Source organism: Aequorivita nionensis, assembly GCF_046352995.1.
GTDB lineage: Bacteria > Bacteroidota > Bacteroidia > Flavobacteriales > Flavobacteriaceae > Aequorivita > Aequorivita nionensis.
In genome coordinates, this window is the sequence record NZ_CP130281.1 from 1,919,012 (window position 1) to 1,945,063 (window position 26,052).

24 protein-coding genes are annotated in these 26,052 nt (G+C 37.5%); 13 read left to right on the forward strand and 11 right to left on the reverse strand.

Going from position 1 to position 26,052, the window contains the following annotated elements; translation table 11 throughout:
- Positions 1 to 105 precede the first annotated feature (105 nt).
- Positions 106 to 1,797: a T9SS type A sorting domain-containing protein gene (locus tag Q2U82_RS08640; protein WP_410004477.1), complete on the reverse strand. Its 1,692-nt coding sequence runs from the start codon at positions 1,795 to 1,797 to the stop codon at positions 106 to 108.
- A 297-nt stretch (positions 1,798 to 2,094) separates the two neighbouring features.
- Between Q2U82_RS08640 and Q2U82_RS08645 the strand changes: the two genes are divergently transcribed.
- A complete protein-coding gene (locus Q2U82_RS08645) occupies positions 2,095 to 2,832 on the forward strand; it encodes a T9SS type A sorting domain-containing protein (RefSeq protein ID WP_410004478.1) in 738 nt (245 codons plus the stop codon).
- A gap of 74 nt (positions 2,833 to 2,906) precedes the next feature.
- Here the strand turns inward: Q2U82_RS08645 and Q2U82_RS08650 are convergent, their stop codons facing one another.
- Both Q2U82_RS08650 and Q2U82_RS08655 read right to left on the reverse strand, forming a co-directional pair.
- Positions 2,907 to 4,571 (reverse strand): DUF6029 family protein, encoded by a 1,665-nt coding sequence (locus Q2U82_RS08650; protein ID WP_410004479.1) that lies wholly within the window; start codon positions 4,569 to 4,571, stop codon positions 2,907 to 2,909.
- A 25-nt stretch (positions 4,572 to 4,596) separates the two neighbouring features.
- Positions 4,597 to 5,085, reverse strand: coding sequence for a TlpA family protein disulfide reductase (locus tag Q2U82_RS08655; protein WP_410004480.1), 489 nt, complete (start codon positions 5,083 to 5,085; stop codon positions 4,597 to 4,599).
- A gap of 163 nt (positions 5,086 to 5,248) precedes the next feature.
- On the opposite strand from Q2U82_RS08655, the gene Q2U82_RS08660 reads away from it, so the two are divergent.
- The 3 genes from Q2U82_RS08660 to Q2U82_RS08670 all read left to right on the forward strand — a co-directional run bounded on the left by Q2U82_RS08660 (position 5,249) and on the right by Q2U82_RS08670 (position 8,038).
- The gene (locus tag Q2U82_RS08660; protein WP_410004481.1) at positions 5,249 to 6,568 is read left to right on the forward strand and encodes an Omp28-related outer membrane protein; all 1,320 of its coding nucleotides are present in this window, start codon (positions 5,249 to 5,251) and stop codon (positions 6,566 to 6,568) included.
- 103 nt (positions 6,569 to 6,671) lie between these two features.
- A complete protein-coding gene (locus tag Q2U82_RS08665) occupies positions 6,672 to 7,034 on the forward strand; it encodes a Na(+)-translocating NADH-quinone reductase subunit F (protein ID WP_410007149.1) in 363 nt (120 codons plus the stop codon).
- Positions 7,031 to 8,038: an FAD:protein FMN transferase gene (locus Q2U82_RS08670; protein ID WP_410004482.1), complete on the forward strand. Its 1,008-nt coding sequence runs from the start codon at positions 7,031 to 7,033 to the stop codon at positions 8,036 to 8,038. Before Q2U82_RS08665 ends, Q2U82_RS08670 begins: the two co-directional genes overlap by 4 nt.
- Position 8,039: 1 nt before the next feature.
- Here Q2U82_RS08670 and Q2U82_RS08675 read toward each other — a convergent pair whose 3' ends face one another.
- The 7 genes from Q2U82_RS08675 to Q2U82_RS08705 form a co-directional block, all read right to left on the reverse strand.
- Complete coding sequence (locus Q2U82_RS08675) at positions 8,040 to 10,130, reverse strand: T9SS type B sorting domain-containing protein (RefSeq protein WP_410004483.1); 2,091 nt, start codon at positions 10,128 to 10,130, stop codon at positions 8,040 to 8,042.
- A gap of 29 nt (positions 10,131 to 10,159) precedes the next feature.
- Entirely contained in the window at positions 10,160 to 10,915 is a 756-nt protein-coding gene (locus Q2U82_RS08680; protein WP_410004484.1) for a class I SAM-dependent methyltransferase, read from the reverse strand.
- Between the two features lie 13 nt (positions 10,916 to 10,928).
- Positions 10,929 to 11,747, reverse strand: a complete 819-nt coding sequence (gene map / locus Q2U82_RS08685) for a type I methionyl aminopeptidase (protein WP_410004485.1) — start codon at positions 11,745 to 11,747, stop codon at positions 10,929 to 10,931.
- Positions 11,748 to 11,751: 4 nt separating this feature from the next.
- The gene (locus Q2U82_RS08690) at positions 11,752 to 12,159 is read right to left on the reverse strand and encodes a BT0820 family HAD-type phosphatase (RefSeq protein WP_410004486.1); all 408 of its coding nucleotides are present in this window, start codon (positions 12,157 to 12,159) and stop codon (positions 11,752 to 11,754) included.
- A gap of 51 nt (positions 12,160 to 12,210) precedes the next feature.
- The gene (locus Q2U82_RS08695) at positions 12,211 to 12,801 is read right to left on the reverse strand and encodes a thioredoxin family protein (RefSeq protein ID WP_410004487.1); all 591 of its coding nucleotides are present in this window, start codon (positions 12,799 to 12,801) and stop codon (positions 12,211 to 12,213) included.
- Between the two features lie 5 nt (positions 12,802 to 12,806).
- Entirely contained in the window at positions 12,807 to 14,324 is a 1,518-nt protein-coding gene (gpmI, locus tag Q2U82_RS08700; protein ID WP_410004488.1) for a 2,3-bisphosphoglycerate-independent phosphoglycerate mutase, read from the reverse strand.
- 116 nt (positions 14,325 to 14,440) lie between these two features.
- Positions 14,441 to 15,187 carry a M15 family metallopeptidase gene (locus Q2U82_RS08705; protein WP_410004489.1) on the reverse strand — a complete coding sequence of 249 codons (747 nt, stop codon included), beginning with the start codon at positions 15,185 to 15,187 and terminating at the stop codon, positions 14,441 to 14,443.
- Positions 15,188 to 15,356: 169 nt separating this feature from the next.
- On the opposite strand from Q2U82_RS08705, the gene Q2U82_RS08710 reads away from it, so the two are divergent.
- Positions 15,357 to 16,916 (forward strand): T9SS type A sorting domain-containing protein, encoded by a 1,560-nt coding sequence (locus Q2U82_RS08710; protein WP_410004490.1) that lies wholly within the window; start codon positions 15,357 to 15,359, stop codon positions 16,914 to 16,916.
- Positions 16,916 to 17,350, forward strand: coding sequence for a GNAT family N-acetyltransferase (locus Q2U82_RS08715; RefSeq protein ID WP_410004491.1), 435 nt, complete (start codon positions 16,916 to 16,918; stop codon positions 17,348 to 17,350). Before Q2U82_RS08710 ends, Q2U82_RS08715 begins: the two co-directional genes overlap by 1 nt.
- Before the next feature lie 53 nt (positions 17,351 to 17,403).
- Here Q2U82_RS08715 and pepE read toward each other — a convergent pair whose 3' ends face one another.
- Positions 17,404 to 18,108, reverse strand: a complete 705-nt coding sequence (gene pepE / locus Q2U82_RS08720; RefSeq protein WP_410004492.1) for a dipeptidase PepE — start codon at positions 18,106 to 18,108, stop codon at positions 17,404 to 17,406.
- 212 nt (positions 18,109 to 18,320) lie between these two features.
- Here pepE and Q2U82_RS08725 point away from each other — a divergent pair, with 212 nt between their 5' ends.
- From Q2U82_RS08725 to Q2U82_RS08755, 7 genes are all read left to right on the forward strand, one after another.
- Positions 18,321 to 18,824, forward strand: coding sequence for a hypothetical protein (locus tag Q2U82_RS08725; RefSeq protein WP_410004493.1), 504 nt, complete (start codon positions 18,321 to 18,323; stop codon positions 18,822 to 18,824).
- Between the two features lie 60 nt (positions 18,825 to 18,884).
- Complete coding sequence (locus Q2U82_RS08730; protein ID WP_410004494.1) at positions 18,885 to 19,829, forward strand: hypothetical protein; 945 nt, start codon at positions 18,885 to 18,887, stop codon at positions 19,827 to 19,829.
- A gap of 22 nt (positions 19,830 to 19,851) precedes the next feature.
- A complete protein-coding gene (locus Q2U82_RS08735) occupies positions 19,852 to 21,219 on the forward strand; it encodes a T9SS type A sorting domain-containing protein (protein ID WP_410004495.1) in 1,368 nt (455 codons plus the stop codon).
- Positions 21,220 to 21,515: 296 nt separating this feature from the next.
- Positions 21,516 to 22,334, forward strand: a complete 819-nt coding sequence (locus Q2U82_RS08740; protein ID WP_410004496.1) for a carboxypeptidase-like regulatory domain-containing protein — start codon at positions 21,516 to 21,518, stop codon at positions 22,332 to 22,334.
- Complete coding sequence (locus tag Q2U82_RS08745; protein ID WP_410004497.1) at positions 22,327 to 23,100, forward strand: hypothetical protein; 774 nt, start codon at positions 22,327 to 22,329, stop codon at positions 23,098 to 23,100. The genes Q2U82_RS08740 and Q2U82_RS08745 overlap by 8 nt, the downstream gene beginning before the upstream one ends.
- 60 nt (positions 23,101 to 23,160) lie before the next feature.
- Positions 23,161 to 23,664: a DUF6702 family protein gene (locus tag Q2U82_RS08750; RefSeq protein WP_410004498.1), complete on the forward strand. Its 504-nt coding sequence runs from the start codon at positions 23,161 to 23,163 to the stop codon at positions 23,662 to 23,664.
- Positions 23,665 to 23,709: 45 nt separating this feature from the next.
- Positions 23,710 to 26,016, forward strand: coding sequence for a M1 family metallopeptidase (locus Q2U82_RS08755; RefSeq protein ID WP_410004499.1), 2,307 nt, complete (start codon positions 23,710 to 23,712; stop codon positions 26,014 to 26,016).
- Positions 26,017 to 26,052 lie beyond the last annotated feature (36 nt).

A 26,052-nucleotide genomic window follows, 5' to 3' on the forward strand; every position in this document is an offset into this window, starting at 1 on the left:
TTTTAAGTTGACGAACATTAGGATCCTTCAGGTATTTTATGTTCTGGATGATAAACAAAAAAACCCCGAAAAAATCGGGGTTTTTATAATATTGAAGAGTTTTTTTTATTTGGAAATTAGGAAACGCTTAGTGGTAATAAGGTTGTCTTTTGAAATCTTCATAAAATACGTTCCAGCTTGTAACTGTGATACATTTATCTGTGCATCCATAGCAATGTTATCCTGTGAAAGAATCGATTTTCCAAGAATATCAAATATTTGAATATTAGCATTTTCAGCATTTTTCACATTAATAGTTGAGGACGCTGGGTTTGGATATAAACTGATATTGTCTAGTTGATTTTGGGTGATACCCAAAATACCGTTGCTAGAGAACTGTGAAGTCTCGCCGGAACCATATTGACCATTTGTAAAGTATATCTGCGTTCCATCACTGTCAGTAAGTGTTACAGAACCACCGCCGTCGCCGTAGGTGTCAATTATACTGAAAGAATAGCAATCTGCGTTTAGTGTAAAGGTTTCGTTTATAGTTTGGTTATTGCCATAAGGTCCACCATTATAAATAACAGTGCCTGATCCATCTTTTACATTCCATCTGCACTCACTTCCATAGCCATCTGTGTGTAATACCATATAAACCGTTCCTGTTCCTCCAATGGCTTCATCAAAGGTAGTTGAAGCATTGTTGTTGCCGTTGTCATCATCATTTGGAACACTTACATCAACGGTATTGTTTGTTTGAATAGTGTATGAAACTTCAGGAAGCACAATGGTTTCACTATGCAGAGAAAGAATTTCACCGGTCCAGTTGTATGTATGTGCGTCTCCATTAATGGTATAATTAATTGCCAGAGATGTAATTGCATTTTGGCCCATATTCTGAATATTAACTTCTGGTGCAATTGTAGCCTGACAAGTATTTGGGATGTCTTCAACATATCTTACAAAAGCATCATTTGCATTGGTAAGTCCAGTATATGTAGGATATGCACGGCTTCCGCTTGGAATTTCTTGGTGTGTGTTGGCGATATAAGCCACAACTTCCATATCAGCAAGTTCGGTTGGTACGTTATTGTACATTGCAGGAATTGTATATGTATAAGTACGGTCTACAAAAGTTCCCGCAGTAGTTGTGTTGATGACCTCGCCCCATTGGCCTGTAATCATTTCAACCAAACGGTGCATGTGAACATACTCATTGCCCATATTGCCACCTGTTTGTGGTCCTTTGGTATTGTTCTGCAAAAGAGCAACATTTAACAAGTTAGTTCCTTCTGGGCTGTTGCTTGTATAATATCCTTCCACGTGAACAGTTAGAACATTTGTCTGTACATCAATTTCAGCTTCAACGGCAACGTTAACTGGAGAACCTATTGCCATTGTTTCAGTTGATGAAATAGTCCAAAAACTTCTAGACATAGCGGTTCCGCCACCACTCGCCATGGAACGACCTGGAAAAACATGTCTGTTTACAGTACCCGATGGATAACCAAAACCAGAACCAGAATAAGATTGACCAACAATAGCATTCCCATAAGGAGTCCTAAAATCTGGTTCGCCAGAACCTGGAGTTGCATAGCTTCCTTGGTGAATGTTTATTAAGGTAACTCTATCAGGATTTGCATCTTGAATAGCTTTTGCAATAGCGTGACCTTGTGGGCAAAATACGCAGTGTATTCCTGTAAATTCTTCAAGAACTACGTTTTGATCTTGTGGGGAAGTTGATACAATTGTTTGTGCATATGTAGCACATGCAAACAATGCAAAAACTAAACTGAGGGGTAGTTTTTTAAACATTTTTTTTAATTTAAATAGTTGTGAATAATTAAGTTTAGCTACAAATTTAAATGTTTCTATTTTATTATATTGGTTTCATAGAGACATTTTTTTGATATAAATGTTAAAATATTGATGAAATTGTAAAAAATTGTATTTTATAAATTTTTAAATTCCAGCATTTTCAAGAAAGACCTTTATAAATGTTAAATAACTGAAATAGAAAGCATAAAGAAGTAGAAGTTTTTAATTTTTATCTTTACTTTTGTAAAACTTAGAAATCTTTAAAAATAAATTAATCCTAAAAAATCAAAAAAAATGAAACTTAAATTACTTTTTTTAACAATTGTGGGCTCTGTTGCTATTGCTAATGCACAATATACAGTAAGGGATATTAATGGAGACGAGCTAACCAATGGACAGGTATTGGATTTTACGGAATATGGATATGGTACATCAGCCAATTATGAATTTTTTGTTACCAATGACAATCCTTCAGAAACAATTTATACAAGAATTGAATTTGTTGATGCTGTGAATGCTACTGGAGAATTTTTTGAATTATGCTATGCACAACAGTGTTATACCAATCTTGCTGTGGGGTTCACTATTCCAGATGCACCACAAGTATTTCCAATTGGCGTAGGTGAAACTACAGGTGAAGGAAACCACTTTTTAAATGCTGATCCCGGAAATGGTACAGATATTTTAGAATATGTTTTTGCTTTCCATCAATATGAAGCAGACGGTATAACCGAAATAGGAACGCCTCTAACCTTTACATACCGTTACAACCCAGGTTTAATTGGTGTTAATGAAAACAGTAAAGTTAACTTAACCATTCAATCTACAGTTGTTTCTAATGAAATGGTGTTGAATGTAAATGAGCCTGTGAGCATGTTGGTTTACAATTTGCAAGGAAGTGTTGTGAAACAAGCGCGTTTTGAAACAGGTCGTCAAACAGTTAATATGTCTGACCTAAGTGCACAAACTTATATCGTTAAGTTCAACAATGAAAAAGGAGCTACTCAAACAACGAAGATTGTAGTTCAATAACAAATAAATTTTTAAAATAAAAAGTGCCCCGAAGTTTTCTTCGGGGCACTTTTTTGTTTCTTTAATTACACCTCTTAGAAGGTAACCACGAGATTCGCTGTCAATCCTGTGTTTGTTGGCACAAATCTACAAACACCGCCTACACAAATCAAACCACCGCGCTGACGACCGTAGTTTAAAGCAAAACGAGCTGGACCTTTGGTATAACTTCCTCCAAAACTGTAGTAATGAATTTCGCCTTCGCCTTCATAGTTCCAAGCATCTGCTGCATATAGTGTAAATGCAGAGTTGAAGTTATATTCCAGCACACCAGCAGCCCAATTCTTATCATCTACATTCTTTCTTCTCTTGTCTATCCAAAGATGTTGCAGTTCCATTCGTAATGCTTTTCCACCTTCAAATTTTCGCGTTCCTTCAATTACTGCAATTTGAGCTCTAATATCTCCTTGCTCTCCTAACGGACCACCTTCGGTAACACCTTTATCTATAATAACGTCTTGAAAAGTAGCTATGGAGCTCCACTTTGAAGACCAACGGTTTTTTACCTCAATATTTAAATCTCGGAAATATCGTGGTCCATCACCAATAAATTTTGGGTCGTAGGTTTGTTCTTCACTATTAAATGTTGCTTCAAGACCTGCCCAATATGAAAAATTTCCTGCCAATTTTGTTCCAAGTTTTCCTAAAAATGATTCTTTATCAAAAGAATAATAAACGTCAACTTGCCCTCCTACTTCCCCGGCTCTTTTCTTTTCAGAATCACTGAAAAGCAAACGTGGTTGAGCATTGTAAACATATATATTGGACAATAAATAGTCGTGTTGTTTTGTAAGGGCAGGAACGTAGTTTACAATTTGTTCATTATAAACATTTCCTTCTTGATAGCGGTCTGCGTAAAAGCTAAAATTTTCCAGCCTTCTGAAAGTGGAATTAATTCCCAATCCTTTTTGCGCATAACCCAAATTCACTTGAAGCGCCGTACCATCAAATAGCTGAGGTGATGAAACAACTTCTTCAGTAACAATTACGTCTGGGTCTTTGGTAATTGCTTCAATACCACCGTAGAAATTATTAGCCACAAAATCCAGTCTTCCTCCATAGGCATTAATGTTTGCGGGAATGGAATCGTTGCCTCCATTTGACTGATAACGACCCACATAGCTTGCGCCAAGGGAAAGTTCAACGGCATCAATATTTAAAAGACCGCTTAAATCTGCATTGGCATCAAGCCCTTGCATAACTCCTTCTGAAACATCAAAACCATTTCTAATTTGTCCGTAAACTCCAGTAATACCAATATTTGCAGTCGGGGTGAATTTAACACGAAGTCCTTTCATTGCATTATTAATACCCAATTGGCGATCCTCCCAAGTTCTAAGAATTAAGCCGTTGCCAAATTGCTCATAAAAATAACCTCCGGTAATATCCAGCGTTTCGTTTTTAAAATTTAAGTAATATGTTCCAATTCCGTTTTGATTATCCCAAGTTGGTGAATATCCCAAAAGAGCCGTTGGAAGGTATGCCTCATATTGAATACCTGCGGTAAATTTACCCAATGAATAATTAAATTGTACATAATTATTGGATCTAAAGCGGTCATCTGGTGCGTCAAAACCAATTTTTTCATCTGGCATGAGCCATTGTGAATTTGATTCAAGGCCACCAAAAAAGTAGCCATTATCTTGCGAAAAGGAAACGGCACCCATAAACATAAAGGCACCAAGTATAAGTTTTTTCATTATATAGGTTTGGTTGGTAAATTTTTTAATTTGCTGCGGAAAATTCCTTTATTTTTTCATAAAGTTCCATCTCTGCGCCCGGGCTGTATCCAGAATGTCTGTAAACAATCTGATTGTTTTTAACCAAAAGAGTTAATGGTACAGTGGCGGCACCAACGGCGCGTTTAAAATCGTTATTGGTGTCTAGAAGCACCGTATAATCCCAGCCTTTTCCATTTACCATTGGTTTAACACGTTTCACTCCGCGACTGTCGTCGATGGAAACCGCATAGAGTTTTACATTGGTTTCTGCCTGCCAATCGGGATATATTTCGCTAATGGCATCCAGTTCTTTTATGCAAGGAACGCACCAAGTGGCCCAAAGTGAAATTACAACTACATTGTCATCGGTAGATAAATCATTGGAATTGATAGGTTGACCATCTAAGGTGGTCATATCAACTTTAGGTAAATCGTTTTGCGCAATAACACTGAAAGTAACCAGTGCAAGAAGGAGGGGAAGTAATTTTTTCATCAATAAAATTTTAAAAATTAATTAAAGTGTAGCAATATTAAGTTATTTTTAATAAAAACTTAAATTTGTATTGCTTAAAGTTATGGATTTAACATTCCAAAACCGTGCCTTTTTTTATAAATGCTTTATATTAGCCCACTATATTATTTAACTATCTGTTATTATGCGAACTTATCCCTATTTTAAAATTTTATTTCTTTTTGCTTTTATAGCCATCGTTGGATGTAGTAAAAAAGAAGATCCACTTGGAGCTCCCACAGAAAGTCTGTCAATTACACTTACAAGTGATGCGGGCACCAATGAATTGGAAGTATTGTCCGTTAATCAATTAGTGAATTTTATAATTACTGGAAATGATGGAGTGAATTATACTTCTTCAGCAAAAATATATTTGAACGATTCCGAAATTCAGGGCTCGTCATATACATTTTCATCTACGGGAACATTTGCCGTAAAAGCAGTTTATGAAAGTGTTGCCAGTAACATTCTGAATTTTGAAGTAATTGCGGAGACAGAACGCGCTCTTACATTGGATGTTACAAGAGCCATGAACAATCAAACAATTACTTTTGGCTTACTTGATTCCAATGGAGATAATACAGCATCTGATGCTACTTTCTATGTTAATGGTGCAGCAATTCCTGGATTTACTTATTCATCTGCAACAGAAGCAAGTTATGAAGTGTATGCAGAATATGTTATAAATGGAGAAACATTCACAACTCCTGTGAAAAACTTTACAGTTTATATTCCAAAAAGAAATGTGGTTTTGGAAGATTATACAGGTACCTGGTGCGGATATTGTTTAAAAGCTTTAGTGGCTATTGATTCCGTATTGGTATTGACAGATCACGTTTCAGTAGTTGCAATACATGAAAGTTCAATTGGACCTCCTGATCCTATGGACTTTGCACAGATAGATGACCTTCAGGCTGAATTTGATGTGCCTGATAGTTTCCCACAAACACAATTAAACAGAACCGTAAAATGGAATGCTACACCTCCTAGCTCTCTAATTTATGATTATGATGCAGTTACTAGTATTGCTGGTCAAGAAACAGATCTATCCATAGCTATCAGTTCACAAATTAGTGGTTCTACACTCTCTGTAGATGCAAAAGTGATTTATAAAAATGGCTCTGAACCTGGTGATAAATTGGTAGTATATTTGTTGGAAAGTGGTGTGATAGCAGATCAAGCCAATTATTTTAACTCCAACCCTGCTAGCCCTTATTTCGGAATGGGTAATCCAATTGTGGATTTTGTTCATAATGATGCATTGCGTAATTCACTATCAGGACTTTTTGGAGATAATATTCCAGAAACTGGTGCTTATGAAGAATATAAAAAGACCTATACCTTTTCTGTTCCCTCAGAATATAATGCTAACAACTTAAGCTTTGTTGTGATGGTTGTAAAAGCTGATAATAGTGCCAAAAACTCACAACATGCTGAGCTAGGCGAAACTAAAATTTATAATTAAACTTTAGTTCTGAAAATACGAAAACCCATTCCAAGTAATTGGAATGGGTTTTTTTATGGGTTTGAAAAATTAAATCGAAATATTCGTAATTTTGAAGTCACTTATGGGCGAAAAACTTACCAAACAAGAGCTTCACAATCTAGCAATGAATATTGTTGGAAAACAGCTTGAAGCTGAAGGCTATGAATTTTTGGGCGTCAATTCAAAACTGAAAAGTGATCCTCAGTTCGTTGCATTGAAAGATAAAATTCTTCATTTTATAATTGTTCGCGCAATCTCCTTTCCTCAGGATGCGCACGCATATGACCCAGTTTTTATGCAAACTATAAAGGAACACGCCACAAAATTTGAAGCAAAAACCTATTATGCGGGAGTTGGTTTGGGTCACGGAAGCGATTATGGAAAACCTGTTTTAAAAGATGAAGATTATACAATGGTATATAAAGGATTACAAGAAATATTATGAAGAAACTAATTTTTATTCCCCTGTTGTTACTTTTCATTTTTTGCGAAAAAAAAGAAGCAACACACCGTTTTTTGCAAGGTGAAGCCTTTGGGACCACTTATAATATCCAATTTTATTCGGAAAATGATATTGATTTTAAAAAAGGATTGGATTCTGTTATAGACGCCGTAAATCATTCTGTGAGCACCTATATCCCCGATAGCGATATTTCCAAAGTAAACAAAGGAGATTCTACCATTGTAGTCGATTCTATCTTTAGGGAGGTTTTTGAAATTTCTGCAGAAGTGAACAAAAAAACAAACGGTTATTTTGATCCCACAATCGGCATTTTGAGAAATGCCTATGGTTTTGGTGATGTAAAACCACTGAAAGAAATTGACAGTACTACTTTGGATTCCTTAATGAAATATGTGGGTTTCCATAAAGTGAAAATCAAAAGTGATGGAACCATTTCAAAGGAATATCCGCAGATATATTTTGACTTTAACGCAGTTGCAAAAGGCTTTGGAATTGATTGCCTTGGCCGTTATTTGGAATCTAAAGGTGTTACCGATTACTTAATTGAACTTGGCGGTGAAATTCTTGCAAAAGGCGAAAATATTCAAAAAGGCCAAGAGTGGGTCGTTGGTATTGAAGCCGTTGATTCAGAACTTGAAAACCGAAGTTTCGAAGCAACCGTAAAACTGAAAAATGTGGGGATGGCTTCTTCGGGCAATTACCGTAAGTTCAGAATTGATTCCCTTACAGGAAAAAAATATGTACATACTTTAAACCCATTAACCGGTTCAGCGGAAATGAGCGATGTTACCAGTTCAACTGTTATTGCACCAACCTGCGGCGTGGCGGATGCCTACGCTACTTCCTTTATGGCGCTGGGTTTGGAGAAATCAAAAGAGCTTTTAAAAAGTCTTCCAAATGTGGAGGCGTATTTAACATACACAGATTCTTTAAACCAACATCGTGTTTTTGTAACCGATGGTTTTAAAAAATTAATGCCTCTATAAACTATCTTTTTAAAGTGAAGTGACCTCGATAAGTAGGTCTGTTTTTTATGTCAATAGTAAACCAATAATCATTTGAAGGCAGCGGTTTTCCTTTTTGGTTTGTACCGTCCCAACCTTTGGATCTTGGCGGAATTTGTTTTAATAATTTTCCGAAACGATCAAAAATATAAATCTTTGCTTCTGGAAATTCATGCATCCCAATAATGTGCCAATGATCGTTATGACTGTCATTATTAGGAGTGAAATAGCGTGGATAATCCAATATTAGAATTTCTTCTGAAACTACGCCACAGCCATTCTTGTCTCGAACAAATACAGTGTGGTAACCATTTATCAAACCGTCAAAAATATTGCTATCTTGGTATGATGAAGTACTGTTTAATGCATATTCATAATTACCCTCGCCTTCCACAATTATTTCAATTGAATTATGTCTTCCATTGAAATCATTTATTTTAATATTTGTTATAGTAGCAATATTTGAAGCCAAAACCTCAACGCTTACGCTTTCTTCACAGCCAAAATAACTTGTTACTGTAACCTTATAAGTTCCCGGAGTGTCAATAAAAATTTTATTCAAATTAGGTCCTTCCTCACCTGTACTCCAAACATAATACTTAAATCCTGCTTGAACCGAAATTTTTAACGGTTCAGTGGCATTTAGGCAATATAAATACGATTCCTGCTCAAAGACAGGAACTGGCAATGGATTTACAACTATGTTGAATTGGGTATAATCAAAACATCCTGTCGCAACTTCAAACATTTTAACATAAATGGTTTGTGGATTTACCGTATTTTGAAAGGTGCCGAAAACTGGATTTGTTTCATTCATTCTGTCTTCAAGGGAAGTGTAATAAGTTATTTCAAAATCGCTGGCTGGAAGACCGTTTAGAATTTCTTCATCTTTTTCATTGAGATTTACAGAAATCTGCCCGTCAAAATCATCGTCACAGGCAATAAAACCTTCGGGTTGCGTTGCAAGTTTTATTCTATTTATAGATCCTTGAAAAGAAGTTACGGCAAAACAAAGCGGATCGTTTTCATCTGTAACACGAACAAATATAGTGATTGGTGTCTCAGTGAGATTTACATATCTTCCAATTGGATTTGTATTGTTGTCGGCGTCATTTTGGGAGTAGTGATAGCTGAAAACATAGCCTTGCGGATTAGCAATCACTTCAGGAATAATTGAATCTAAAGGATAAAGCAGGGTAGAAGTGTAATTACAAAAAACAACATCTGCTGGGGTCATTAATTCGGGACTGCCTACTTCAATTGTAAAAGAGGTTAAATCACTACAGCCGTTTGTTCTTTCAATACGCGCATAAATAGTTTGAGGGTTGGCAGTACTGTGATAAGGACTTGCCAATGGGTTTATGCCAATACTTGCATCGTTCAAGGTTTCGTGATAGGTAACTCCAACATTATTTTGAGAACCAATTATGGTACTGGTTTGCAATTCAAGATTGAAATCGGTAAAACCATCTGGATTACCATCTGTATCGCAGTTCACCAAATTTTCGGGTTGGGTTGCTATAACAGCATTTGGCAATTTTGCTGTTCCTGTGTAAAACAAGCTTAAAGGACCGGAACCTACGGCTCTGTCAACCAACAAATAATAAACATCGCCCGCCGAAGCTTCTATATACTTTAAATAACCATTGCCATCTTCGCCCGGGCCTTCATTAACGTCCGTCTCATCCATATTCAGTCCAGTTGCAACCTGAACGCCGGCATCTAAAGGATTTGTACTGGAACACCTAATAGAAGAACCCAAAGAAGTGCAAGTAACCGTGGGTCCATATATGGCAAAATCATAATCATCTTCGCCATTATCTGGAACAATATCAAAGGTGAAAGTGCCCGATTCAATAATGATAAATTTGAACCAAATATTATTTTGATCAAAAACATAGCAAGGCGGAACTTCATTTCCAGGCAATGAAAACTCGTCAAAACCTATTCCGCTTGGATCAACTCCTAAACTTGAATCGCCACAGATAATAATTGCATTTACGCAATCATTAGGATTTTGGGAAATTGCAAGTGTTGAGAACCCGAGAAAAAGAAAAAGTAATTTTAATTTCATTCAGAATTAATTTTGGGCAAAAGAACACTTTATTTTTTACATACAGGAATCAATTCTCCTTTTGCCAATCTGTACCTTTCAACTTTTTCCGAAGGAATAACATTTGTGTAATCCACAGCTTCAACTTTAAAACCAATACTTTCAAGCTTGGTGAAATAATCCATGCCGTAAACCCGAACATGGTCATATTGTCCAAATATTTTTGCGCGTTCTTTCGGGTCGGTAATGCTGTTGTCTTCAAACGTTTTTTCTAATTCTGCTTTGTAGGGAACTTGAAGTATCGCCGTTCCACCGGGTGCCAAAACACGATAAATTTCCTGCATCGCTTTTGTATCGTTTGGAATGTGTTCCAAAACGTGGTTGCAGATTATAAAATCGAATTCACCATTCTGAAAAGGTAAATCGCAAATATCTGCTTTCACATCTGCAATCGGGGAATTTAGATCGGTCGTGGTGTAATCAAGATTTTTCATTTTTCGAAATTTCTTATAAAAAGCCTGCTCGGGTGCGAAGTGAAGCACTTTCAGATTTTTAGTGAAGAATCCAGTTTCATTTTGAAGATACAGCCAAAACAATCGGTGCCGTTCTAAAGATAAGGTTCCGGGTGAAAGTACATTTTCGCGAACAATTTCATAACCGTACGGAAGAAATTTTCGGTAGGATTTTCCATCAATCGGGTCCGTGTATTTATTTCCTTTCAGAAAAAAAGCAAGTATGGGCCTGCCAATAATACTCAATCTAATGAGCAGCGGACGAGGAATGGTATTTAGGATTTTTTTGAACAAATGTTTTCAATTGTTACAACACAAATTCCTTTTCCCTAAACTCTTTTTCTTCATCACTCACAATTCCTAACGCTTCATAAACATAAGCGAAAGTGGAAAGCAATTCAGGTTTTCCATTTACTAAAGCAATATTGTGCTCAAAATGTGCGCTGGGTTGTCCATCTTGGGTTACAATGGTCCAGCCGTCTTTTAGTTGCTTCACCTTATGCGTTCCCATATTTACCATAGGTTCCAAAGCAATGGTCATACCTTCAATAAATTTTTTGCCACGCCCGCGACGACCGTAGTTTGGCATTTCTGGGTCTTCGTGCATTTTTCTGCCCAAGCCGTGGCCTACAAGTTCACGAACTATACCATAACCTTGTGCTTCACAATAATTTTGAATAGCGAAACCTACATCGCCCACGCGGTTTCCAGCTTTAAATTCGCGGATGCCTATATAGAGAGATTCCTTGGTTATTTTTAAAAGTTTTTTTATTTCTGGAGCAACTTCGCCCACTTCAAAAGTATAGGCGTGGTCGCCGTAAAATCCATTTTTAATGGCGCCACAGTCTATTGCCACAATATCACCTTCCTTTAAGGGAACATCTGTGGGCAAACCGTGGACTACCGCATCATTCACACTTGTAAGCAGCGTAGAAGGACAATCATACAATCCCAAAAAACCTGGAATAGCATCTTGACTTCTGATATAATCCTCAGCCATTTTGTTGAGCTTATTGGTTGTCATCCCTGGCTTTACTTCCTTTGCGAGCATTCCCAAAGTGCGGGATACAACTAGAGCGCTTTCGCGCATCAATTCAATTTCTTCTCTTGTTTTTTGAATTATCATAATGCTACTTTAAAAAGGAAAACAATCCTTTTTTTTGGGTTTTAGGTTTTAGGGGCGTAGGTTGGCCAATGAGTTGCTGGTATATTTCGCCCCAACTTTTAAGTCCGCCAATGTTTCGATCGTCTATAAAAACGTCAGCATTTATTTTTCGACTATATGAAATATCGAATTCTTCTTCAGGGAAACTTTTGTTTACGGCATAAAAAACAATTCCGTTTTCTTCACAGAATTTCACGGCTTCTTCTAAAGCGCGCCCTTTTCGGTATGTCCATAAAATGAGGCGGTGGCCATTATCCTGAAGTTTTTTCAGAGTATCAAAGGCAAAAATAATGGGACGGCCAATTTGTGGATATTCATCTTCTACAATGGTTCCGTCAAAATCTACGGCTATGGTGAGTGTTTCTCTAATCATCGTCATTTTTCGAGCCGCAAATTTACAAAGAATTATACCGTTGCTAAAGTTTTATTCGGCGTAAGCATGTTTGTAATCCTTTCCACTTAAAATGGCGAACATATCTTTTTCAAGACTTTCAATGGGATATTCTACGATTCGTCCTAATTCCTTATCGTTTTTGAAGAAAATAATTGTTGGAACATTGGTAATGTTTTTTCCTTCTTCATAACCTTGCGGTGTTGTTTTTTCTTCGGAAACAGTTATCAAAGTCAGTTTCGATTCATCAAAGTTTGCAGCATCCAAAATTTTATAGAAATGAGGCGTTTCGCGTTGGCTGTCTTCACACCAAGTTCCCATAAAAACTGTAATATCCACATCTTTCAAAAGTGGTTTTAGCTTTTCAGCAGTTTCAGTATCTACTTTGTAGTCTTCATAACCGGTGTTGAACCAATCCTTAAAAGCGTCCATTTGGAAACCTTTGCGGTTTGCTTTTCCCAAAAGCATTACTGAGTCTTCGTAGGTAACGGTATCGTTTATTTTCTCTTTGTTGTTTTCCGAAATCATTTCATTAGAGGTGTTTTTTCCAACTTTATTTTTTTCTTTGGAAGTATTGCAGGCAATTAAAAGTGTTGCCGAAAGTATTATAAATAGTTTTTTCATAGAATTTAAATTAAGGAATGTTGTGTCATTATTTCGGGTTTTTCAATACCCATAATATCAAGGATTGTCGGAGCGATGTCACCTAAAATGCCGTTTTTCACCGCTTTAATTTCATCATCCACAATGATGATTGGAACGGGATTGGTAGTATGCGCCGTGTTGGGCGAACCATCGGCGTTTCGCATGGTTTCGCTATTGCCGTGGTCTGCGATTATTATTGTTGCGTAATGGCTTTCCAATGCTTTTTCAACAATTGCTTTTGCACATTTATCCACCGTTTCGCAAGCTTTTACTGCTGCTTCAAAAACGCCAGTATGCCCTACCATATCTGGGTTTGCAAAATTTAAGCAGATAAAATCGGCGGTTTCTTTTTCAATTTCTGGCAAAATCATATCCCGAAGTTCATAGGCGCTCATTTCTGGTTTTAAATCGTAAGTAGCAACTGTAGGCGAGGGGCAAAGGATTCGTTTTTCGCCTTCAAAAGGAATTTCCCTTCCGCCAGAAAAAAAGAAGGTTACGTGCGGATATTTCTCAGTTTCGGCGATTCTAATTTGCTTCTTTCCTTTTTTTTCCAAGACTTCGCCTAAGGTATCGTGCAGGTTTTCTTTGTTGTAAACCACGTGAATGTTTCCAAAGGAGTCATCATAATTAGTAAGTGTTACGAAATACAACGGAAGCGTTTCCATTCCAAATTTTTCGTAATCTTTTTGTGTTAAAACCTCAGTGAGCTGCCTTCCGCGATCGGTTCTAAAGTTGAAGAAAATCACCACGTCATCTTTTTCAATGGTGGCAACAGGTTTTCCTTCGGAGGTTGTCATTACAATTGGTTCGATGAATTCGTCGGTAATTCCTTCGGCATAACTTTTTTCTATACTTTTTACAGCATCAATTGAAGCCGTCCCTTTTCCGAAGACCAACAAATCATAGGCTTTTTTAACACGTTCCCAACGTTTGTCACGATCCATTGCGTAATAGCGGCCAATAACGGAGGCGAGTTTCCCGCCTGTTTTTTCTAGATGGCTTTCTAGCTCTTCAATAAAACCTTTTCCAGAACGTGGATCAACATCGCGGCCATCGGTAAAGGCGTGGACATACATATCTTTTACACCAAATTCTTGGGCTGCGGATAGCAATCCCTTTAAATGGTCAATGTGCGAATGTACGCCCCCGTTGGAAACAAGGCCTAAAAAATGTACTTTTTTGTTGTGAAAAATTGCGTGATTGAATGCTTTTTCCAGCTCAGGTTCACTTTTCAGTGTGCCGTTTTTCACTGCCATATTTATTTTCGCGAGGTCTTGATAAACGATTCTTCCTGCGCCCAAATTCATATGGCCTACTTCGCTGTTACCCATTTGGCCTTCAGGTAGGCCAACGTTCATTCCGTGGGTGAGCAATTGTGCATGCGGATATTTTTCAAAAAGAGAATCAATAAAAGGCGTGTTGGCTTGTGCGATGGCAGAAACGGCGGGATCTTGCGTAATGCCCCAGCCGTCGAGTATCATTAAAAGGACTTTTTTGTTCATGGTGCAAAGGTACGAAGGGTTGTTTGAAATTTAAGTTTAAGAGTTTAGAAGTCGATGAGTCGAGATTTTAAAAAATTTAAAGCATTCACACTAAGTTTGTCAAAGAATTGAATAACCTATGAAAGTAATTTTGGATTGATGTCCAAAATGTTCTCTTTCACATATTTTGAAACAAAGCCTTCGGAAAAATGTTCGTTGCCCAAAATCTTTTCTTCGGAAAGCATTTTTTTCACATCAATCTGTTCTTTGTAAGCTTTCAGCATTGGGATTGAAACGGTCGCATAGCTGAAATGCCACGGCTCATACTTAAAACCTTTTCGGTTGCCATTGTCTGTATAAACTTCATAAAAGCCAAAACTTTCAGAATTTTCGTTAAGCCATGTTTTCAATTTACAAAAAGGCCCTGTTCCGTGAAAATTTTCGGGCATCAATACATTTGCGGGACGCGGGGCATTGGCATCAATAATGTCAATATCTGTTCCCCAATGGTGGCGCGAGGTACCGGGAATTGTGGAATATTCTATAATTTTTTCAATGGCTTTTTCAGGGGTTAAACCTTCGGAAGTGAATTTTTTATACTTCCCTTCAAAAATCTCTTTCTGTCGCTGAAAGCTTCGGTAGGCAGAAACCACTTCAATATTTATATTTTCTTTGGCAGCTGCAGTTTTCATTTTATTGAATGCTTCCTTTGCGGTTTTGTGCATTTTTGAAGTATAGCTATCGCCCACAATATCAGGATTTCCTTTGCCTATCAATTGGTTTCGGGTAAATTCTTCCATAAAATTTTTGAATGACAAATGTGGAAAAATTGCCAAGCTGATTCCTGTAATACTCGATATTTTGATGAATTCTTTTCGTTTCATTAAATGTGGAAATTCTATTTTTTTTTGGGATTACTAAATTCGTTAAAAATAATTTAGCAGTTGGTTATTGCTTCTTTTTTTAATTGAATTTTGGGAATTGAATTTTTTTCTTCGGAAGAAAACACAAGGAATTTCATACATTTACTAACTTTTTAAAATTTGAAATAGTATGACTTCCAAGAAACTATCCGCAATTTTGTTGCTGTCGTGTTTTGTTGCGACTTCAGTTGTGGCCCAAAACGTAATGATTTCTGATAACAATTCGCCAAACGAACCTTCCATAATGATGAATCCGCTAAACACGGATATTCTTGTTGCAGGTGCCAATTTGAACAATGTTTACAACAGTAGTGATGGCGGCCTTACTTGGAGCGAGCAGCAAATGACGTCCAGCTATGGCGTGTGGGGCGACCCAACTTTTGATGTGGATACCCAGGGAAACTTCTATTATTTCCACCTTTCAAACCCAGCCAGTGGCAACTGGATTGACCGTATAGTTTGCCAAAAATCTACAGATAATGGGAACAATTGGAGCAGTGGAACCTATACTGGTTTAAATGGAACAAAAGCCCAAGACAAACAATGGAGCATAATAGACCGTACAAATAATAATATTTATTTAACGTGGACACAGTTTGACAATTATGGCAGCAGCAACCCAAATGATAAATCGATCATTCTTTTTTCAAAATCAACAGATGGTGGCCAAACATGGTCAACGCCTAAAAAGATAAACAGTGTGGACGGTAATTGTATTGATGAAGACGATACCGTTGAAGGCGCAGTACCTGCGGTTGGCCCAAATGGCGAAATTTATGTGGCTTGGGCGGGCCCGAATGGCCTTGTTTTCAACAGATCGTTAGATCAAGGCGAAACGTGGTTGGCTAATGAAATAGCAATTGACCCGATGCCTACGGGTTGGGACTATAGTATTCCCGGTATTAGCCGTGCCAATGGTTTGCCCATAACCAAATGCGATCTTAGCGGTGGCCCAAATCACGGAACAATCTACGTAAACTGGAGCGACCAACGTAACGGTGCAAACGATACAGACGTTTTTATGAGCAAATCTACCGACGGGGGAGACACCTGGAGCGCCCCAATACGGGTGAATGACGATCCTGCTGGAAAACAACAATTTTTCACTTGGATGGATATTGACCAAACAAACGGCAACCTGTTTTTTGTGTTTTACGATCGTAGGGAATATTCAGGCGGGAACATGACAGATGTTTACATTGCATATTCAGATGATGGCGGCGCCACTATAACAAACAAAAGAATCAGCGAGTCGCCTTTTAACCCAAATTCAGGTATTTTCTTTGGCGATTATACCAATATTGTGGCGCACAATAATGTGGTTCGGCCCATTTGGACCAGGCTTAGTGGAAGCCAGTTAAGTATATGGACCGATGTTACTCCGTCCCCAATTCTTTTTGCTGGCAACGGTGCGGAACAGCAAGTAAACAACATTGTGCAATATCCAAACCCAGCTAGCGATATAAGCTATGTTTCGTTTAAACTTCACGAAGAATCTACCGTGAGCATTGATCTTTTTGATGTGCAGGGTAGAAAGGTCTATACTGTAATGAATAATGAAACCAAAGGTTATGGAAAGTATATAATACCTATGGATTTAAATGAAATGAATCTTGTAAATGGAAACTATTTCTGCAAGCTGACAGTGAATGGAAATACGAAAACCCTTAGAATGATTGTGGTTGAATAATGGCTAAAGATAAAATTGTAATTAGAATTATTCCTTCTACGGAAATATTTTCCATCATTCCATTAATGCAAAAACTGGGAAATTATAAAGTTTCCGAAACACTTTTAAAAGAGCGTTTACAGGAAATGGCGCAACAGAATTACGAATGTCTTGGTGTTTTTGATGCGGAAAAGTTAATAGGTATTTGTGGTTTGTGGTTCCAAACCCGCCATTATGCAGGAAGAAGTCTGGAAATGGATCACGTTATAATTGACGATGCATACCGAAGTCACGGAATTGGTAAAATGATGGTGGAATATATAAGTGATTACGCCAAAAAGAAATCCTGCAATTGGATAGAGCTAAATAGCTATGTGCATAATTTTCCTTCGCATAAATTTTTCTACAACCAAGGTTTTGTGGCGAAGGGGTATCATTTTGTGAAGGAACTATAAGTAAGACTTAAGACCGCTGCGCTGAAAGACATAAGACGTAAGACTAATTTTGGTTATAAATTTGAAAACTTCGTGCCGCTTTCAACCTCATAAGGTTCTTTATTTTGCTCAAAAACGCGGGCTTTCAATTCACCTTTCAGAATAATTTCTTCGCCTTTTACACGTAACCAACTGCCTTCGCGTAATCCCACAACGGGTACAGTGTTTTGTGTGTGGAATTCCGCAATACGGGTTTCACGAGTCTCGCCCATATGCTTGCTGATTGGGTCTGGGTCCAAATAATGTGGGTTGAGGTTAAAGGGAATTACGCCCAAGGTTTTAAACGAAGGTGGATAAACAATCGGCATATCATTAGTAGTCTGCATAGAAACCCCGCAAATATTGCTGCCCGCGCTCGTACCCATATACGGCAAACCTTTGAAAATAGCTTCGCGAAGTGGTTGCATCAATTCCAAACGGTAAAGCGCGCTCACCAAAACAAAGGTATTGCCACCTCCCGTAAAGGCGCCTTTTGCGTTTTTAATAGCCTCCACAGGATTTTCAAAAGTGTGCAGTCCAATCAGCTTTTTACCAATTTTAGTGAAAGCTTTTGCGGCCTTTTCAGTGTATGCATCGTGGCTGATCCCACCGGGACGGGCGTAGGGTATGAAGATTACTTCTTCGGTATCCTTAAAAAGTGCTGCCATTTCTTTCGTTAGATAATCTAGATATTCTCCGGCATAAACGGTGCTGGTGCTGGCTATTAGTAGGTTTTTCATTACAGCTATTTTTCTGAAGTGTAAATTTAGCAATAACGGAACGAAACAGCGATTTTATGTCTGTTTAAAAATGACTTGTATATAAGTAACACCTTGTAAAACAATGAATACTAACTAATAACCTAAAAAATAAATTTAAAAAATGTGTAAGAAAAAACTTAAATTTTTGTACATTTAAGATTCTAAGTTCAACTAACCAAAATTTTTGAATTATGAAAAATCTATTTTTTCTCACAGCAATTTTTTTACTATGTTCTTTTGTTGGGTTCTCACAAACCGAAAATTTTATATGTGGCACTCCCGAAGACTCCAACAATGACCCTCAATGGGTATATAGTGGTTCCACCGATCCAGCAGCTTTAGAAAATTTTGACCCCATCGTTTTTAATATTTATTATTGGGGTATAAATCATGATGATGGCACAAGTGGAAATAAACTTACAGAAAGCGATGTGCTACGGGATGTTGCCAACCTTAACAAACGGTATAACCCATTCAAAATATTCTTTAAATATAGAGGATATGATTATATAAATTCTTCACGTTTTTATACGGTTTATTTACCTTATGACCCTAATGATGTAGGTAACGATTCTTCCTATACTCAATTGATAGATTGGGCGAAAAGCAATAACTATCAATATTATGATTATAATTCAATCAATATTTACGTCCCTTATACTACAGAGGGGTTTGCTGGTGTTTCTGGGGGTTGACTATGTAATGTTGTTCAGTCTTGGGGCTTTGAAAATGATAATAATCTCAAGGATCATGAAATGGGACATCTTTTTGGATTATCTCATACCCACCAAGATTGGAGACCGCCCAATGGTCTTGAATATTGTGAACACGTAACCCGCGATATAACAGATATTAAATATAATGCGGAAGATAATGGTGATAAAATACATGCTACTGCAGCAGTACCCGACTTTAGAAATGAATACTGTGATGAAATGGGGTTTGAACCGCCATTTTATGAAGGCTGTGAGGATCATTATGTTTATATAGACCCTGGTACTTGTACTTATACTAATTTATATGGAACAGATTGTCAAGGCACCCCGTATCAAATTTATTCAGATGACGTACAAAATATCATGTCCTATTCAAATTGTACGGTATCATTGAACATTGGCCAAGGTATTTATATAAGGGAATGGATACGGGACCATATGGTTACATTACAATACAATCGAATAGAAACAACTATAAAATCTTTGTACGAGCCCTATAGCGGTAGATATTATTTAGAAGGTCCTGAGCCTGATCCACTCACCAAGCCCCGCTTTCAGCCGGGTTTTGAATACACCTTCTATGAATGTTCTTGTGATTGCCCGCAGCCCGCACCCTATGAAAATGACTCCTTTAACGTAAATTTCGCAAATATTATATTGCATATAGATCCAGATGAAGATGAATCTGCTTATATTACCCATCCCAACCACTCCGCCATTAATATTAAGGAAATAGACGTGGCCAATGATTATGTCCAGGTAAAAATGTGTTATGACAACTATAACCGTGGCCCAATAGGCGGTGGCATTACTAAATTTAATGATGGTGTTTTTAATGCCAATGTTACCATAACCCCAAAAGATTCCATTGGCATAAACAACCCCAATTTAATTGAGGAACTGCCCAATGGTCTGTATAAAATAGAAAAAGTATATGATGATGGGGCTACTCAGGAAACAGTGATTTTTAAGGAGGAGAATTAATCTATTGGGAAAAAAACTTACTATGAAATATCTGACTTTTCTATTCCTTTTTATAAATATTTATTGCTATGGTCAGTTTGGACCACAGCAGATTATAGAAATTGTTACTGGAAATCCAAGATTTGTCTATTCATCTGATTTGGATGGCGATGGGCGAATGGATGTTTTAAGTGTGCTTCAAGGAGAAAATAAAATTGTATGGTATCAAAATACTGATGGAGTAGGTAATTTCAGTAACCAAAGAATTATTACTGCAAATCTAGAATCGTCCACAACAGCGATAGTAGCTGATATTGATGGCGATGATGATATGGATATTCTTGGTGTTTCAGGCCCTCAAGACAAAGTGGTTTGGTTTGAAAATCTTGATGGCTCAGGTACTTTCGGTGTACAGAATATCATAACAACCCAAGCTGATGGTGCAATTGGTTTATATGCTTCCGATTTGGACACTGATGGGGATATGGATGTACTTTCGGCATCATTTTTAGACAACAAAATAGCCTGGTACGAAAATATTGATGGCCTCGGTACTTTTGGACCCCAGCGGATACTTACGAACAGTGCCCTGAGCACCCGCGATGTCTATGCGACAGACCTTGATGGCGATGGCGATATGGACGTGCTAGCCGCATCCACAGCTGACGATCGTGTAATCTGGTTTGAAAATCTGGATGGGCTGGGGAATTTTGGCCCTGAGAAAATCATAAACAACGATGCTAACGGCGTGATAGCGGTAAGGGCGGCAGACCTTGACGGCGATGGTGATAATGATGTTATTGCCGCCATATTTGGCGATGGTAAAATTTCGTGGTATGAAAATATGGATGGACTGGGAAGTTTTAGTACTGAAAAAGTTGTCACCTCTCTTTCTTTAGGTGTGCGTATTATACAGACTGCCGATATTGATAAGGATGGAGATTTAGATATAGTTTATGCCTCAGCTGGTGATGATATTATAGGCTGGTGTGAAAATACTGATGGTATTGGAACTTTTGGCACGAGACAAATAATTACAGATGAAGTAATGGGCGCAGGAGCGGTATTTGCGGCCGACTTGGATGGAGATACGGATCTGGATGTAATTTCAGCTTCAATAATGGACAATAAAATAGCCTGGTACAAAAACCTGACCATATTAGGAGTCCAAGAAAGTTTTGCAGAAAGTTTTTCCGTATACCCCAATCCTGTAAAAGATGTTTTAAACATTGTTCCAAAAAGTAATATTCAAATAGAAAGTACGGGTTTATATGATGCGCTGGGAAGACAAGTGTTTCAGGAAAATGGTGAAAAGGCCACCGTGGATTTTACCAATATTTCAAACGGTATTTATTTTTTAAAGTTGCAAACACAAAGTAACACCTTTACAATTAAGATTATTAAAGAGTAGTTTTAACATCCACCTTTCAAAATTTTATGTTTTCATTGATAAGACCTAAATATGTAACTGGATTACTTACCGCTGTAACTAAAATACTTACAGCGGTAACTGATTTACTATCAACTGTAACCAATTTACTTACATAGGTAGCTAAATTACCTACAAGTATAGCTGAAAAGCTAAGACGAGTAGGGTAAAATCCAACTTCTTAACTAAAATAGTTACAATACCCTATATCTAACTTTAACACCCATCCTCCAAAACTTTACCTTTTCCCTAACAAAACAAATCCGTATTTTTAGTGAATGACAAAAAGACTACTTCTCTTATTATTTATCGCTGCTGCTCCCGCACTTTTTGCGCAGGATATTGACCGCACCAAAGTTTCCGGAAAAATCCATGTGCCCCAAGGCGAGGATGCCGAAGGTATTTCCGTTTATAACATTTCATCCCAAAAAGGAACCATTACCGACGCCGATGGTGCTTTTGAAATTTCAATAACCGAAAATGACCGTTTACAAATAACTGCCTTGCAATACCAATCATTTACCGTTATTGTGGACAAAGGTATTGTGGAGCGCAAAATGATGAATATTTTCCTGAACCCTGCTGTTAACCAGTTAGAGGAAGTCGTGGTTAGGCCTTATGACCTTACGGGAAACATCAATGCAGATGTGAAAAAAATACCAACTTATACCGGAACAAAGGATTTAAAACTTTCTTTTTACAATTTGAAATATGGCGATGATCTAGAGCCTGATGCTAAAACTCAAATATCAGGCAACGCGGCAGAGGAAGCCCTTCATGGTAATTCACTAAAAAACGGCGCAAATGTTTTGGCACTGCTTGGAGGCGTGGCCCAATTGCTTTTTCCGAAGGGTGAGAAGATATCAATAGTTGAAAAACAGGAAAAACAAAGCTTAGTGAGCAATAATATTCAGCAGCGTTTTAGCAAAGATTTTATTGCGGCAAATTTTGATATTCCTGAGGATAAAGCAGTAGATTTTCTTTTCTATGCCCAAGAAAACGGTCTCGATCAAGATTTATTAAAACCCCAAAACGAAATGCAGTTGATGGAGTTTCTTTTCAAAAAAAGCAAGGAATACAAAGAACGCAGTGAGTAAAAAAGTTTTTTATAGTTTGCTCATTTGTTGTTATGGAGTGCTTCAGCTTTCCGCTCAGCAAAAGTCATTACAGGGAAAAATAACAAACGAAGCCGATATTGAAGGCATCCACGTGCTGAATCTTGCTTCACGCTTCAATACAATTACTGATGAAAATGGTCACTTTTCCATAAATGTAAAGCTGCGGGATACCCTTCTTTTTTCCTCCATAAAATATATGCCGGAAAAACTAGTGGTAACCGAAGCCATTTTTGAAAAAGGAATCATCACAGTTAAGCTCTCCGAACTAGTAAATGAGCTGGACGAAGTATTTTTAAAACCAAATCTTTCCGGCAATATTGGGGCAGATCTTAAAAAGATAAAAACCGAAAAACCCATTAATTTTGATGATGTTGGTATTCCCGGGTTTAAAGGAGAACCAAAGGAGAAAATTGTGCCCTTGTATTTTGCCGTGACCCCATTGAGTGTCAATTTGGAAGCATTGTACAAACATATTTCGGGTTATTACAAGGATTTAAAAACCCGAAGAAAGTGGGAATATGAAAACAACGCCGTGGCAAAAATGCTAAATTATTACACGCTTTCGTTTTTTACTACAACCTTTGGTATTCCTGAAAATAGGGTGTATGATTTCCTGCTTTTTAGTACCGAAACAACTTCCATAGAAAGCGAATTTAAAAATGAGCATTACGGAAGCGTATTGCTTATTTTGGAAGAAAAAGCAAAGATTTATACCAAACGTATTTCCGAAGAAAATAAAGAATAGCAATTTGTAACATCCCTAAACTTAAAGCGTCTAATGTTCCATTAGCATCCTTTTTTTAATATGAAATATTTTAGAATTCTTCTTTTATTATTAGTATTTCCATTGGTTTCGGCTACTTCTGCACATAAATTTTATGTGAGCATTACCAAAATTGAATACGTAAAGGAGAAAAGTTCACTTCAAATAATCACCAAAATTTTTACTGATGATATTGAAGATGTGCTTAAACAAAGGTATGATGCTTCAATTTCCTTAGACACAAAAAAAGAAACAGAGGCAGCTGATGAAGATTTGAAGAAATACTTACTTCAAAAAATAAACATCAGCGTAAACGGGAAACCTGTAAAGTTGGATTATATAGGTAAGGAATATGATACAGATATGCTTGTGGCCTATATTGAGGTGAAAGACGTAAAGGAGCTAAAAACCATTGAAATTGAAAACAAAGTATTGATGGAAATGTTTCCCGAACAGCAGAATATAATTCACCTAAAAACCCCAGAAAGTCGCCGAAGTTTGATTCTTGATAAAGATGAACCCAGTGGCAAATTGAAATTTAATTAATACATTGCCAACCCAATAAATTACTTGTAAAAAGTCACAATTATTATGCGATTACTTAACTCCCTTTTCCTTACCGCGCTATTCCTAGTATCAGCGGCAGTTTCAGCACAAGATGAAACCGAAACTACAAAACGCGAACCCGGTCATTACAACACCAACCGTTTTAAACAGCTATACGAAGAGTTTTCAACACCAAATATGTTCCGTACAGCAAGTGGCGCGCCTGGGCCAAGCTATTACCAACAGCAAGCGGACTATAAAATGGATATTTTATTGGACGATAAAAACAAAAAGATTTCGGGTTTTGAAACTATTACCTACTCCAATAATTCACCTGATATACTGGAATATCTTTGGGTGCAGCTAGATCAAAACAAAAGAGCTAAGGATTCAAAATCGCCATTGATAGAGTCTTCTGATACAGCTCCTGCAGATATGGCTGGAAACTTTGTTCAAAATTATATGGACGGTGGTTTTGATGGTGGTTTCAATATTTTGGAAGTAATAGATGCTAAAGGTAGCCCCCTTAAATACACCATCAACCAAACCATGATGCGTGTAGATATGCCGAAAAATTTAATGCCGGGAGAAAAATTTGTCTTTTCCATAAAATGGTGGTACAACATTAATGATCACGTTGTGGATCGCGCCCGCAGCGGTTACGAAACTTTTGAAGATGGCAATCGCGGTTACGTCATCGCGCAATTCTATCCGCGAATGGCTGTCTATAATGATGTGGAAGGATGGCAGAACAGCCAATTTTGGGGAAGAGACGAGTTTGCACTTCCCTTTGGAAATTTTGAAGTGAATATTACCGTTCCTTCAGATCATATTATGGATGCAACAGGTGAACTTCAAAATAGAAAGGAAATTTTCACCAAAGAAATGATGAACCGTTATGAAGCTGCTCAAAAATCTTTTGATAAACCAGTTTTGATTGTAACTCAAGCTGAAGCAGAGGCAGCTTCAAAAAACTTTTCAACAACAAATAGAACTTGGAAATTTAAAGCGGAAAATGTGCGGGATTATGCCTTCGCAACTTCCCGAAAATATATTTGGGATATGATGGCCGTGAAAATGGGCAGTGGCTCTGTAATGGCAGTTTCATTGTATCCACCAGAATCAAATCCGCTTTGGGAAGATTGGTCCACAAGAGCAGTTGCAAGCACTTTAAAAACCTATTCGCGAATGACTTTTGATTATCCATACTCCAAGGCAATTTCAGTAAGTGCAAAAAACCAAGGAATGGAATATCCAATGATATGCTGGAACCACGGACGTCCCGACAAGGATGGAAGCATCAGCGAGCGCTCTAAATTTGGGATGATAAGTGTGATAATCCATGAAGTGGGTCATAACTATTTCCCGATGATAGTAAACAGTGACGAACGCCAATGGACTTGGATGGATGAAGGTTTAAACACGTTTACGCAATATGTGGCCGAGCAAGATTTTGCTGAAGAATATCCAGAGGCCATTGCACCCAATAAAAAATATCCATCACGTCGTGGTCCTGCAAAAAGTATAGTTGATTATATGGCGGGTGATCAAAGCCAATTGGCCCCTATTATGACCAAAGGTTTAAATACCTATAACTTTGGAGCCAATGCCTATGCAAAACCCGCAACGGCATTAAATATTCTTCGTGAAACCATTATGGGTCGTGAACTTTTTGACTTCGCCTTTAAAACCTATGCGAACCGCTGGATGTTTAAGCACCCAACTCCAGAGGATTTTTTCAGAACGATGGAAGATGCTTCTGCAGTAGATTTGGATTGGTATTGGAGAGAGTGGTTCTACACTACCGATTATGTTGATATTGGCGTGAAAGATGTTAAAAAATTCTATGTTACTTCAAAAATGAACAAAGAAGTAAAAGAAATGATTGCTGCACGTGGCATTTCTGAAAGTGATTTACCTCCTTTGGTTTATATGGTGGAAGAGGACAGTGAAGATTTTGATGAAAGCATGCGCAATGAAAAATTGGGAGATGTTAAAACGTTGAATGAATATATTATGGAAAATATTCCAGCGGAAGAAAGATCTAAATTGAAGCAGCCAAATTATTTCTACAAAGTAACTTTTGAAAAACCGGGAGGCATTCCAATGCCTATTATTGTGCAATATACCTACAGCGACGGAAGCTCAAAAAAAGTAACCTATCCTGCTGAAATATGGCGAAAAAATGACGAAGCCGTAGGCAAAGTTGTTGCTTCAGAAAAAGAAATCACCAAAATTGAAGTTGATCCCGATGAAGAAACTGCAGATATTGATACTTCGAACAACAGTTGGCCAAAACGAAAAAAATTGGGTGCTTTTGATAAATTCAAAAACAAAACGAATCCAGATTAATTTAAAATTATTTCAAAGAGCCCTTCTTCAAATTTT